Genomic DNA, 11,591 nt, shown 5'->3' with positions numbered 1-11,591 from the left:
GGCGTAGAGAGGGCTATTCATCAGAGAGAGGGCGGCGCCCAGGCCAGCAAAAATCACGATTAGCCAAACAATGATCTGGCCGTAGATATCCCCAAAGGAGAGGGTACAGATAAAGCGGTAGCGGGTGTGGGTGTTCATGGCAATTCCTCGGGATAGCCTGGCTGGCTTGATCCTGACCGGGAACCAAGCCTTAGCCTCACGGGTGGATATGAGTATCTTGAGATTTTAGACGAGAGAAGGGGAGACGCCTCTCTTTCCTAAGAAATGTCTCAAGAATCGGCTGAGCAAGCCGGATCCTCCGTCTTCCCGAAGACAGGATGCTATCGTCGAGATCGCAGACTCTTTCTGGTAGGCAGCAGCCATGTGTATTTGTATTCACTGCTACTACGTGGATCGCTGCACCACCTATCACGCCGTGGAAGCGCAGCACCAACAGCCCCACCTCACCCTGACGCCAGATTTTGAGCCGCAAGGGCCCCAGATCAACGTCAACATCCGCAACGGCGGCACTGAGATGGAATGGGATGTGGTGGCCTGCCAGAGCTTTCGTGAGGAGCGGAACAAGTGGGCAAGGCTTCGCCCCCACGAGGTCGTTCCCACTTAAAATCTAGAGATGGCCTAGATGCCAAAAGGGTTCTCCGCGCCTGGGGGCTTGAGACTCAGGTCTGCTGCAGGCAAAAGCCTTAGTTCGTTTATTTCGAGAGATTGGGAAGACTACGATGCTAACCGCAAGCCCGACAGCACCACCAACGGATGCTTGTCAACGGGTAAGCCAGTTTATGCGGCATCTCCAGGACGAGATCTGTGCTCGTCTGGAAGCTCTGGACGGCAAAGCCAAGTTTCGGGAAGACAGCTGGGAACGCCCTGGAGGGGGGGGCGGTCGCTCGCGGGTCATCCAGCAAGGAGGCGTGTTCGAGCAAGGAGGGGTCAATTTTTCCGAGGTATTTGGCTCCCAGCTGCCCCCTTCGATTTGCAAACAGCGCCCAGAGGCAGCAGGGCATCCTTTCTACGCCACCGGCACCTCGATGGTGTTGCACCCCCGCAACCCCTACGTGCCGACGGTTCACCTCAACTACCGCTATTTTGAGGCGGGGCCGGTTTGGTGGTTTGGCGGCGGCATGGATCTCACCCCCTACTACCTGTTTGAGGAGGATGCGGCCCATTTTCACCGCACTGCCAAGGCGGCCTGCGACCGGCTGGATCCGGCCTACTACCCGGCTTTCAAGATCTGGTGCGACCGCTACTTCTTCTTGCCCCATCGGGGCGAGGCCCGCGGCGTGGGCGGCATTTTCTTTGACTATCAAGACGACCGGCCTGGGCTGCTCTACCGTCCTGAGGGCGAGGCAGAAGCGGATCCCGAGCAGCTCGCCGCTGAGCCGCCGCCCCTCCAGGTGCGGGTGGGATCCCGCAGTTGGGAACACCTCTTTGAGCTGGTGCAAGCCTGTGCCGAGGCGTTCTTGCCCGCCTATGTGCCGATTGTAGAGCGGCGGCAGGGGATGGAATGGGGGGAACGGGAGCGACAGTTCCAACTCTACCGGCGCGGGCGCTATGTGGAGTTTAACCTCGTCTACGACCGGGGCACGGTCTTTGGTCTCCAGACCCAAGGTCGTACCGAGTCGATCCTGATGTCGTTGCCGCCATTGGTGCGCTGGGAATACGGCTACGAGCCGCCGCCCGATAGCTGGGAAGCCCAGCTCTACGAAGTGCTGCGCCAGCCTCGGGATTGGGCCTAGGCGGTATTGGTCTCAATTTTTGAGGATCGCGTTGTCTTCCCCTCTGCCCCTTGCCTACCGCTTTCAACCCCCCCGCCACGCCGGGCCCGGCAAGGCGCCGGTGTTGGTGATGCTGCACGGGATCGGCAGTCATGAGGGGGATCTCCTCCAGTTGGCCCCTTACTTGGATCCCCGCTTGGCGGTGATTAGCCTAAGGGCGCCGCTTCCCTGGGGGGCAGGTGGCTTTGCCTGGTTTGAAATGGCCTGGACGCCGGAAGGGCTGGTGGGGGATCCCGAGCAAGCCCGCCGCAGCCGGGAGCTTTTAAGCTGCTTTCTGGATCAGGCTTTGTCCCAGGGAATGGCCAACATTTCCTTGGATCCGGCCCAGGTCTATTTGCTGGGGTTTAGCCAAGGGGCAATCATGAGCTTATATCTGGCTCTAACCCAGCCTGAGAAGCTAGCCGGCGTGGTGGCAATAAGCGGTCGTCTTTCGCCAGAGATCCTGGCCGAGGCGGTAGAGCCAGCCCGGATGCAGCATCTGAAGATCCTGGTGGTTCACGGCACTGCCGATACCGTTTTACCGGTGGCCTTTGGCCGCCAGATCCGCGACTACTTTGCCTTGCTGCCCTTGAGCTTTACTTATCGCGAGTACGCAATGGGCCACGAGGTTTCCCCAGAAAGTTTGCGGGATATCCAAGGGTGGTTGCAAAGTCAGTTGGACCAAAACTGCGACCCTCCTCGGAGTTGAACCCTAGGCAAGGTCTGGGAGCTGTTGCCTCCTGGCGCCCGAAGGCAAATACAATAGCGGCAAAGTTCTTGCCCCCTCTCCCTAAGGGTCTCAGTGAACGGCGGCCAGCCTCCCTACGACATTCTCATCCTCTCCAACGGCCCCGGCGAGCTGCTCACCTGGGTGCGGCCAGTTGTCCTCGAGTTGCGCCAGCAACTGCCCCAGGCCCGTCTTTCCCTGGTCCTCTCTCCTTGTCCGCACGCTTCTGGGCAAGAGATGAAGATAGCGGAGGAATTTATCCAGGTCGATCGGGTTCAGGATCCCGATTTTTTTCTAGCTTTTTTGCTCACTGGCCAAACCGAAGAAGCTTGGGACTGGGCCAAACGGGGGGTGGTGCTGTTTCTGGGGGGGGATCAGTTTTTTGCTGTCTGGATTGCCCGCCGTCTGCGCTACCGCCTGGTGGTGTATGCGGAGCGTCGGCCCCGCTGGCGACCCTGGGTAGACGTTTTTGCGATGCGGACGGAGGAGATCAAACGCCGCTACGACGGGGGAGGCCTCTTGGGCCACCGCTGGGCTGCCAAGATGCAGGTGGTCGGGGATCTGATGGCCGATGGAGTGGCCAGTGCTGTCTACTTGCCGGGGATACCTCTTCCCGGCTGGCTCAGCAGCCGCTCCCTTCCCCCGCCGACTCCTAGCGCTGCTCCCAAATCGACGGCAGGCTTTTCCACCCTCCTCCAGCCCCTCCCCGATCCCATCGAGGAGCCGGAATCGGGGCAAACGGCACCGGAAAGGGTGGAACCCCCCTCTGCCGACGAAGCCTTGCTGCCGCGTGGCTGGCAACGTCTTGGCGACCACAACCGCACTCACTACCAGGTGGGGCTGCTCCCCGGCTCCAAGCCGGCCAAGCTCTCCTTGGGGGTGCCGCTGGTGCTGGCGGTGGCCGATGAGCTGCGCCAGTTGTTGCCCAACGTCCGCTTCGTGATCCCAGTGGCTCCTGGCCAGACCCCTCAGTCGCTGGCGGCTTACGCCCATCCCAGGCTCAACCCCGATATGGCCGTCATCTACGGCACCTCCGCCACCCTGGAGCAAACCAACCTAGGCTCCCACTTCGTCACTCCCTTTGGCACCACGGTACAGCTGTGGACCCGTTTCCCCGCCTATTCTGTGCTAGCCAATTGCGACCTCTGCCTGACTACGGTTGGAGCCAACACCGCTGAGCTGGCCTACCTGGGGGTGCCCATGGTGGTGGCGATCCCCACCAACAAGCTGGAGGCGATGCGCGCCTGGGACGGGATCCCTGGCCTGTTGGCCCGCTTGCCTGGCCTGGGCACCTGGCTAGCCCGCCTCATCAACAGAATTGCCCTGCAGTGGTTGGGCCACCTGGCTTGGCCAAACATCTGGGCCGGACACGAGGTGGTGCCGGAGCTGCGAAGCCATTTGCGCCCAGCCCAGGTGGCCGAACAGATGCGAGCCCTGTTGGTTAATCCCGAGCGGCATCAGCAGATGCAGAGGGAATTGCAACGTCTAGGGGGCAGTCCAGGTGCGGCCCAGGCCATCGTGCAACTCGTGGCCCAGCAGTTGAGCAAAAGCTAAAGGAGACGGCCGAGGCGCTCCCGCAACTCGGCGGCAGCCTGCTCCAGGTGGTCGGGGGTATAGCCGGTGGTCTCCACCCGAACCGCAAGATGGGTGTCCTGGCTCTCATGGAGATGAACCCACAAAATGTGGCGACCATCTTCGGTTCTGCGGTTGGCGGCTTTGACGCCGTTTTTGGGGGCAGCGTAGGCGTTTGAGTCGTAGCGAACCAGATCTACCCAGGGAAGGTCGCGCAGGAGCTTTTCCACCTTGACCCAACTGCGAGGACGGTGATGGCTGCTGTCGCTCCGCAATTGGATGACCTGGGAGCGATCTCGACTGGAATCGGGGAGAGCCGCCCGCGGGATCCGCGGCTGGACTTGCGGCTGTAAGTAAGGTAAATACACCAGAGATTTATATTGCTCGTGGATGTAGCAGACCGGGATCCCCAATTGACTGCCCACCACGGCCATGATCATGGCCTGGGCTTTGAAGCCCCCGGTGGCGGCGAAGGTGACGATCCCTTTAGCGCTTTCCGCCAACTGGCGCAACAGCTCGGCCATCCGCTCCAGGGAGGATCCCTCTAGCTCGTAGTTAACGCCGGGGAGGGGCACCAGCGAAACCTGTTGTTGGCCCAGCGCTTCTTCAAAAAAGAGCTGCAAAATCTGGGCACACTCCAGTCCTTCAGAGGTTTCGGAGTAAAGCAAAATCAAGGCATCCTGGGGAGTGGGATCCAGCCGGTAGTAGGTATTGGTTTCGGCGCTGATTAGTTCCAAATCTGTCTTTTTCATCCAGGCCAAGGCCCGTTCCGGATCCCCGATGGTTTTTTGGCCGACCCAAGGGCGTTGTGGTTGCAGGTTTTTGTCCGGGTTGGTGAGCAAAGAGGTGCCCACCGTCATGATGATGGTCTGCATGAGTTATCCCCTAACTTTCTCGCAGTTTTTAAGGGCTCCATCCCCTCTCGCAATCAGAGCAGCCTTACTCTGCGAACTCTGCCATCTTCCCTTAAGTCGAGTACCTCTACCTCCACTTCTTGCCCCACCGTCAGGGATCCGGCCCGTTTCGGCTCTTTTTGGGTGAGCTTGATATTCGTATTCACGATTTGGAAGGTAACTTCGTTGCCCTTGATATTCGTGATGCTGGCCTTGAGGTGTTGCCCAATTTTGAAGCGGGCCTTGGTAGAAGCTGCTGCATTTTCAACTTGGGGCTGAGCCTGCTTTTGTTCAGCTTGCTCTTTGGGCCGCAGTGCCTCTGGCTGGGGCTTGGCCTCGCCGCCGCGGGAATGGGTCGGACGACCGCCATTGGGATCGGGAGGGGACGGGATCTCGCCGATCGGCACTCCCCCATCTTTGTAGTAGCGGGCCAGGCGGGCGGCCCAGCCCAGGATCTGCAGCATCTCAGCCGGCCTATCCTGCAGAGATTGCAAGTACTTTTTACAGGTTTGGTCGATGAGCCGGTAGTAGCGTGGGGTTTCGTTGCTGCGGTGGAGGCCAGTTTCTCGCACCAGCTCGCCGGTGAATCGGAAGAAACGGGATCCCGCGTCGGGGAGATGGACCACCGAGCGGAGGTAGGCGAAGCACTTGCTCAATTCGTTGACATCCACCTCTTCCTTCGCCAAAGTCATGGCGATGCCGTGGGCGAGATCCCAAGATTGGGGGCTGAGATCGACGGGGTCTGACAGCATCGGAGCACCCTCAGTAGGCGGTGGTGGGCGGTTCGCGCAGATGGGTGGGGCTCAGGATGGCGGCCAACTGCCGAAGCTGATCGGGCAGGATGTAGCCCTGGGCAGCTTGGATCTGCTTTTGCACAAAGGCTTTGAGGGCTTCTCCTTCTAGGGTATCGGCTTGTGGGGGATCGTAGCGGCTATAGCGCTCTTTCAGGTTGCGGGGCTGCTCGATCTTGTCCAGGGTGACCTGCAGGGATCCCAGTCCTACAGGCTTGCCGCCCCCCACCTTCAGCAGCAGCGGATGCGCGGGATCCTGACCCAAAACCGTGAACAAGGTGCCCAGCTCGGCAGGGGTGAGGTTTTTGAAGTGGATCTGGGTTTTGAAAACCGTATTTTGCGCCGCCTGCTGGGTGGGTGTCCCCTTTTGATGGCCCTGCAAAGCCCTGCGGTGCGTGTAATAAAACTTGCGCCCAACCGCCTTGCCGTTTTCAAAGTAGGCTCTGCGCTGGTCGGGTCGGGGACGGTACAGCGGGGGCAGGGATCCGCCGCCGGAGCCGATGCCGGTGGCAACGGCATCCCTGAACTCCACCAGTCCCTGCCAGTTGAGGGCGCCAAAAACGCGGCTGGCAGGACATAGCCGCTCCTTCTGGCGGCAGGGCTGCCGCTCTGGTGGGATCCGATCTTTGTAGCGGCTGGTGATCACTGCAAGGGTGCTGTTGGTGATCGCCTCGTACATGGCCCGGATGGCCCCCTTGAGGGAGCTGCCCTGGATCTTGAGCCGCCCGTCGGGGGTGGTGGTCATGGTTTTGAGCACCGGGATCCCGTTGACGCCGACGTCGCTGCCCAAGGCCAGGTGGCCGGTGGAAATGTGGAGGGCGGTCTGCACCGTCAGGGTGAGAAAGAGGGTGCCGTGCAACTTGTCGGGATGGAACTTGGCGTGGCCGGCGGGATGCTCCAGCTTGGGAGGCTGTTGGGGAAAGGGGATCAGCTCGTAGGGTTTGCGAGCGACGGCTGGCTCACCTCTGCCCCGAGCTGGGTTGCCGGCGGGCAAGGGTCGGGGGCCTTGGGGAGTCATCTTGACCTCGGGATGAGAGCAACAAAGTGAACGCGGGCGGTGCGTACATCGCGAAAGTAGCGCTGGCCCAGCTTGAGATGCCTCGGATAGCTAAGACCTTGGGGAAAGCGGGTTTCCAGGCTTTGGGATCCGTACAGGTCGGCCTCGCGATCCTCCCACTGCCACTCCCCGGCCAGCGGCACAAAGAAGTCGGGAGGAGGTTGGATCCCCAGATACAGCAGATCCCAGCCGCGGGGGGTGCTTTTCCAGCGCAACTCCCGTTGTTGGCAGAAAACCTGCCCCTCTTGACAGACCAGATCTGGTGGGATCCCCGCCTGAATGCCGCTGACGCGGTGGGGCCAGCGCAAAAAGGTGTAGGTTTCCTCGGCAGCGGCAAAACAGGCCGAGAGAACTTGGAACAACAAGGACGCCGTCCCGCTGTCGCCGGCGGCCAGATCCGGAACCTTGTGGGAGGCTACGTAGGCTGGTTTCATACCGCTTTGGTCTCCGTTTGCAAGAGCTGGGCCCAACTTTTAACGGCGGCGGCCAGCAGGTGCTCCACCTTGGCCTCAGACGTCTGATCCCAGGTCAGCCGCGCCCCAAATCCCAAAGGCATTGGCTCCGCTCCCACCGGCACCGCTTGGCAATCGGGTTTGGGGAAGCCGTATTTGCCTGCCTCTTCGGGGGTTAAAAATTCGCCCGCCCCCAACAGGGATCCCCTTGGCCAGGCAAGCTGGGATCCCAGCAGCCGTAGCTCCTGGCTCCCCTCCTCCACCAGGCAGACCGGGTAGTCCACCGTCGCCCACTCGTACTCCACCCGAACGCGGCCCATGCCGCGGGATTTGGCAAAGCCAATACCAAACCATCCTTCGTCCAGATCCCGCAGCACCAGCCCCAGCAGGCCCAGTTGGGCCAGGGTAAAGTTTTTCAGGTGGATCTTGGTTTGAAAGGATCCCTCTACGCACACTTGATAGCTGAACGGCCCCAGCCCCACCGCCACTGAGCCGAAGACGCGGTCGATGGCCACCCCATTACGTTCCTCCAGGCGCAGAGGGGTTCCCGGCTTGGAATAGGCATCTTCGATGCGGACCCGGCTGGCGATGGCTGTGTTGCCGAACATCTGATCCGTAAAGGAAGAAAGGGCGTAAACCTGGTGGGGCTCTTCAATTTTTTCCAGCCATTGATTGGCCTTTTGGTCGAGGGGATCGCTGGCCCAGAGTTGCAACTTGTTCCCCTCAGGCCGTCTGTCGCCGCCCACCGTTCGGACGATGCGCTCCGCGTGGGCGCGAATGGCCCCTTTGAGGGAGCTGCCGGGAAAATAGACTGTCCGCCCGCCGCCGCGATAGGTTTCCACAAACTCCATGTCGGGCTTTGTCGGATCTGCCCCTTGTTTGCCAGCTTTGATGAGCACAGGGCCATCTGGCTTGAGGGTGAGGCAGAGGGTGCAGTGGTTAACGTAGCGCTTGTGCATGGCCTGGGATCCTTCACTGAAGAGGAACAAGAGGGTTTTCGCCCAACCCTTGCGCTAGCTGCGGGGGCCGACGGGAGCGACAGCGGTTAGTTTGGCAACCAGGGCTTCCACCCAGTCTTGGCGCAAGGCGGCAGCCTCTTCCGGGCTAAGGGGTTGCCGGGATCCGGCCACCAGCTCTTGCAGATAGGTCAGCAGCCGCCGCGGATCCCCTTCTGAGTCAAACCAATAGACCGCCCCGATCTCCAGGCGGACGACCCCCAAGCCGCGGGAGCGCCCCCCTCCCAAGGGGATCTGCTCCGTTTCCAATTGGTGCAAGCCGATGGCCAGCAGGCCCAGCTCCCATGCTTCGGCATTTTCGACAACGGCGTGGAACTGAAAGGGGGTGTTGGCCGGCACCACTTGAAAGTCGTAGAGCTTGCCCTCTGCCGCCGTCTCCGTATCCCGATCGATGGCCACACCATCCCGCTCTTGGTATTGGCCAAACCAGGCTTCCCGCACCACGGGCAAATCGCGAATCTGCACCTTGCCCGCCAGCCAAGGGGATCCAAACACCTGCGAGACCCAGTCGGTGGCCTCGATCAGCTTTTGCGTCAGGGTTGCGTCGTCGTCTTTGTAGGTGTTCTTAATTTGGTTGACCACCCGGACTTGCTCGCTGCCGGTCAACTCGCTGGGATCCCTGGCCAGCGCCGGATCGATGCCGCGCAAAAAACTCTCCAGGCGGGAGCGCAGCGCCCCCTTGAGGCTGGAACCAGGGATGAGCGGGCGGCCCAGCGCGTCCTTGAGAACCGGCAAATCGGAGCCGATGGGCTCGGTGGAGCGGCCCACCCCGATGTGCAGGGCGGTCACGGTGGTGAGCGTGCCGGTGATCTCCAAGCGGTTTTTGAAAACGTCGAACATTGTTCCCTCAAATGGCTGCTCAAGTTAAGGCTTGTACTGCAGAGGTTTGCCATTCCCGAAGCGAGACGGAGCCCTTAATAAAACTCAAGAGGATCCCTAGGATCTGAGCAATTTCTGAGATAAAGTACTCCCTGTCATCGATAAAGAGTTGGTCACCCTCGAGTTTTGCAAATCGCCAGTTGGTTCCTGAGGTTACTGCTCCATAGACACTGTCTACTTGAGAATTGGAGTTCTTGTTAAAGACCTGTGCCCCCACCATACCGGCAACGCACTGGCCCAGACCCCCGATCAAGTCTTCTTTTTTGGCCTCAACGATAATCACCACCGGATCTTGAATGTAGAGTTGGAGAGGGGATAGGCAAATGATGTAGTCGCATAGGCCCACCAACCCCCTCTCGGGATCCACGTTGAATTCCTTGCCGGAAAACAGCGAGATTTGATCCCGACATAGGTACTTCACCTCTCCCAGCACAGGGGCGATGATAAACTCGGAGCGGGCTTTTTCGCTGTTGACCGAGGTGGCCAAGCCGAGATAGCGATCTAGGGTTATTTTCAAGTAATCGGAGCACTCAGTCGGTGGAACCTCTGCAAACAGGCCATGGATGATTCTTGACCTGAGCTGAAAGGTCGAAATGGCTCTCTCAAGGGTAAAACTGCTGTAGGTCACGGTCTAGGATCCTCCTCCCTCTCGCTTGTACTTGAGGTAGCGGGCCCCATAGCCCAGGTAGCGCCGAATCAAGTCAATTTTGATCTCGTTGACTTTGGGGGATGCTCTTTCAATTCCGGCTTCCCTGGCGATGGCTATAGCCCTTTGATGAATCCAGTTGTCGATGTCTTTGATGATGGCTTCTGCCAAAGAGTCTTTGCCCCGCCCCCACTTGTCATCGCGCCCCACCTGGTAGCGCAAAAAGTTCTTGATCACCTCTGAGCTTTCGGTGGAAGTTGCCACGTGCAATAGGTTGCGATATTGGGCCTCTTCCAATCTGTTGAGACCTCTGAAGTTATCCAAGGCGGCTTGAATTCTGGCGACCAGATCATCTTCGGCCAGCCGGATTCGCCGTTGGATCTTGAGCTCTTGTTCCGATGTGATCTCGCTGGTGGCGAAGGTCATAGCGGGTTCTCCCAGAAATGATGATGGAACGGACTGCAAACTTCGATTTGGCCGAATCCTTCAGCAGTGCGTTCGCCAATCCCCCAGTATTCCATCTCCGCCAAAATCGGGATCCAACGCTCCAGTTGCGTGGTGCTCAGCAGGAAGACGCTGCCCTGGGTTGTAACCAGCTCTACATCTTTAAAAAGCCCCCAGGCGGCGTTCCAGCCGGAAACATAGGCGTAGCTGCTACAGGCCAGCTCCAAGACCAGGGATCCGTCCTCGCAGTTGGCCTCCTCCTGGAGCATCGGCGGCGTGAGCACCGTGGTGCGTTGCCAGCGCTCCTTGAGGATGGCCCCCGACTGCAGCCCGATGGAGAAGTACTGCCGCTCCGGCGGCAAGGGCTGCCAGGGATCCCCAAACACCTGCCATTGTTGCCAGCGCTGCCGCAGCTTTTGGTTAAAGGCTGCCACCCGCTCAGCCAGGGAGGGCTTCGGGGCCCTCAGGTGTCGAGCGGCAAGGCTGACCCGGCCCAGCCCCCGCGACACCCCCCCTCCCAAGGACAAGCGGCGGGCGTGGGTGTTGAGGTAGCCGGCGAGGGCTGCCGCCAGCTCGCGATCCTGCAGATAGATGTGGCCGCTGAAGAGGGAAGGCTGCAAGCTCCCATCTCGCCCGGCCCGGCCCTCGTTGATCACCTCCAGGCTGTAGAGGATCTGGTCGGCGGCGGTGGCGCGGCGGCGGTTGATCCCCACCCGCGTGAGCAGGCGCTTGGACACGGCCACCCTTCGGTAGCGGGATCCCTCCTCCTGGCTGTAAAAGCCGCCGAAGGTCTCCACCCTGCCCCCGGAGCCATCCGGCTCTGCCGGATCAAAGGGGATCCCCAGCCGCTGCGAGCAGAAGCGATCCAGCAGTGTGTCGAACACCCCCGTTTTGCCCGCCTCTGAGCGGAAGCCGGGGTTGTTTTTGGAGCTAAAGGCCGTGGCCGGCAAAACCCGGCTGCCGGATCCCGGATAAGCATGGGTAAACACCGCCGCACGGGCCTCCGTGAACAGGGCGGCCAGATCTCCTGTCAGGGCCTCGCCGGGGCGGTGCCGGCTTTGGCGGAGCAGGAGGTCGGCCAAGGCCCCCCGGATCACGCTGCCGGGAATGAAGTCCTGGGCCTCGCTGATGGAGCCGCCCGGCTTTTGCCGACCGATGGCCAGGGGAGACTCGGCAGTGAGCGTGAGTTCAATGGCCTCCATCAGCTCCCTCCTCCGGCCAAAAAGGCCCAATCTGCGTCATTCGGCTGCAGGGCAGCTAGAGACTGGGGATCCCAGTGCAACCAACCCAAGCCTGCAGATTTGCTGCCTCCCAGCGCCCCAATGTGGTGCAGGGCCACCCGCAGCAGGGCCTTGCCCCAGGG

At 60.6% G+C, this 11,591-nt stretch carries 13 protein-coding genes; 4 read left to right on the top strand and 9 right to left on the bottom strand.

Features of this window, described 5'->3' with window-relative positions:
- Positions 1-361: 361 nt before the first annotated feature.
- The 4 genes from NW809_RS07045 (at position 362) to NW809_RS07030 (ending at position 4,032) form a co-directional block, all read left to right on the top strand.
- On the top strand, positions 362-604 hold the full coding sequence (locus NW809_RS07045) for a Ycf34 family protein (RefSeq protein ID WP_414395204.1): 243 nt from the start codon (positions 362-364) through the stop codon (positions 602-604).
- Between the two features lie 115 nt (positions 605-719).
- A complete protein-coding gene (gene hemF / locus NW809_RS07040; protein ID WP_414401802.1) occupies positions 720-1,733 on the top strand; it encodes an oxygen-dependent coproporphyrinogen oxidase in 1,014 nt (337 codons plus the stop codon).
- Positions 1,734-1,764: 31 nt separating this feature from the next.
- Positions 1,765-2,460, top strand: a complete 696-nt coding sequence (locus NW809_RS07035; RefSeq protein WP_414401801.1) for an alpha/beta hydrolase — start codon at positions 1,765-1,767, stop codon at positions 2,458-2,460.
- Positions 2,461-2,553: 93 nt separating this feature from the next.
- Positions 2,554-4,032 (top strand): hypothetical protein, encoded by a 1,479-nt coding sequence (locus NW809_RS07030; RefSeq protein WP_414401800.1) that lies wholly within the window; start codon positions 2,554-2,556, stop codon positions 4,030-4,032.
- Here NW809_RS07030 and NW809_RS07025 read toward each other — a convergent pair.
- Genes NW809_RS07025 through csx10 form a run of 9 tightly spaced genes read right to left on the bottom strand, consistent with a single transcriptional unit; the run spans position 4,029 to position 11,430 of the window.
- Complete coding sequence (locus NW809_RS07025) at positions 4,029-4,925, bottom strand: putative CRISPR-associated protein (protein WP_414401799.1); 897 nt, start codon at positions 4,923-4,925, stop codon at positions 4,029-4,031. The two genes, NW809_RS07030 and NW809_RS07025, sit on opposite strands and share 4 nt — an antisense overlap.
- Before the next feature lie 53 nt (positions 4,926-4,978).
- Positions 4,979-5,695, bottom strand: a complete 717-nt coding sequence (locus tag NW809_RS07020) for a hypothetical protein (RefSeq protein WP_414401798.1) — start codon at positions 5,693-5,695, stop codon at positions 4,979-4,981.
- Between the two features lie 10 nt (positions 5,696-5,705).
- On the bottom strand, positions 5,706-6,752 hold the full coding sequence (locus NW809_RS07015; protein ID WP_414401797.1) for an RAMP superfamily CRISPR-associated protein: 1,047 nt from the start codon (positions 6,750-6,752) through the stop codon (positions 5,706-5,708).
- Positions 6,749-7,225 carry a hypothetical protein gene (locus NW809_RS07010; protein ID WP_414401796.1) on the bottom strand — a complete coding sequence of 159 codons (477 nt, stop codon included), beginning with the start codon at positions 7,223-7,225 and terminating at the stop codon, positions 6,749-6,751. Before NW809_RS07010 ends, NW809_RS07015 begins: the two co-directional genes overlap by 4 nt.
- Entirely contained in the window at positions 7,222-8,202 is a 981-nt protein-coding gene (locus NW809_RS07005; protein ID WP_414401795.1) for an RAMP superfamily CRISPR-associated protein, read from the bottom strand. The genes NW809_RS07010 and NW809_RS07005 overlap by 4 nt, the downstream gene beginning before the upstream one ends.
- 54 nt (positions 8,203-8,256) lie before the next feature.
- Complete coding sequence (csx7, locus tag NW809_RS07000) at positions 8,257-9,099, bottom strand: CRISPR-associated RAMP protein Csx7 (protein ID WP_011429765.1); 843 nt, start codon at positions 9,097-9,099, stop codon at positions 8,257-8,259.
- Between the two features lie 19 nt (positions 9,100-9,118).
- Positions 9,119-9,766: a hypothetical protein gene (locus tag NW809_RS06995; RefSeq protein WP_414329367.1), complete on the bottom strand. Its 648-nt coding sequence runs from the start codon at positions 9,764-9,766 to the stop codon at positions 9,119-9,121.
- Between the two features lie 3 nt (positions 9,767-9,769).
- A complete protein-coding gene (locus NW809_RS06990; RefSeq protein ID WP_414401794.1) occupies positions 9,770-10,210 on the bottom strand; it encodes a hypothetical protein in 441 nt (146 codons plus the stop codon).
- The gene (csx10, locus tag NW809_RS06985) at positions 10,207-11,430 is read right to left on the bottom strand and encodes a CRISPR-associated RAMP protein Csx10 (RefSeq protein WP_414401793.1); all 1,224 of its coding nucleotides are present in this window, start codon (positions 11,428-11,430) and stop codon (positions 10,207-10,209) included. The genes NW809_RS06990 and csx10 overlap by 4 nt, the downstream gene beginning before the upstream one ends.
- Between the last annotated feature and the right edge of the window lie 161 nt (positions 11,431-11,591).

Origin of the sequence: Synechococcus sp. WC101, from assembly GCF_047461555.1 — a bacterium.
Taxonomy (GTDB): domain Bacteria; phylum Cyanobacteriota; class Cyanobacteriia; order Thermostichales; family Thermostichaceae; genus Thermostichus.
The sequence above is the reverse complement of the archived record's forward strand: the minus strand, read 5'-3'. Positions and strand labels throughout refer to the sequence as shown.

Coding starts and splice junctions, on each gene's coding strand:
- NW809_RS07010 (WP_414401796.1), bottom strand. CDS start 7,225: ATGAAACCAGCCTACGTAGCCTCCCACAAGGTTCCGGATCTGGCCGCC.
- csx7 (WP_011429765.1), bottom strand. CDS start 9,099: ATGTTCGACGTTTTCAAAAACCGCTTGGAGATCACCGGCACGCTCACC.
- NW809_RS07015 (WP_414401797.1), bottom strand. CDS start 6,752: ATGACTCCCCAAGGCCCCCGACCCTTGCCCGCCGGCAACCCAGCTCGG.
- NW809_RS07020 (WP_414401798.1), bottom strand. CDS start 5,695: ATGCTGTCAGACCCCGTCGATCTCAGCCCCCAATCTTGGGATCTCGCC.
- NW809_RS07025 (WP_414401799.1), bottom strand. CDS start 4,925: ATGCAGACCATCATCATGACGGTGGGCACCTCTTTGCTCACCAACCCG.
- NW809_RS07005 (WP_414401795.1), bottom strand. CDS start 8,202: ATGCACAAGCGCTACGTTAACCACTGCACCCTCTGCCTCACCCTCAAG.
- NW809_RS06990 (WP_414401794.1), bottom strand. CDS start 10,210: ATGACCTTCGCCACCAGCGAGATCACATCGGAACAAGAGCTCAAGATC.
- hemF (WP_414401802.1), top strand. CDS start 720: ATGCTAACCGCAAGCCCGACAGCACCACCAACGGATGCTTGTCAACGG.
- NW809_RS07045 (WP_414395204.1), top strand. CDS start 362: ATGTGTATTTGTATTCACTGCTACTACGTGGATCGCTGCACCACCTAT.
- csx10 (WP_414401793.1), bottom strand. CDS start 11,430: ATGGAGGCCATTGAACTCACGCTCACTGCCGAGTCTCCCCTGGCCATC.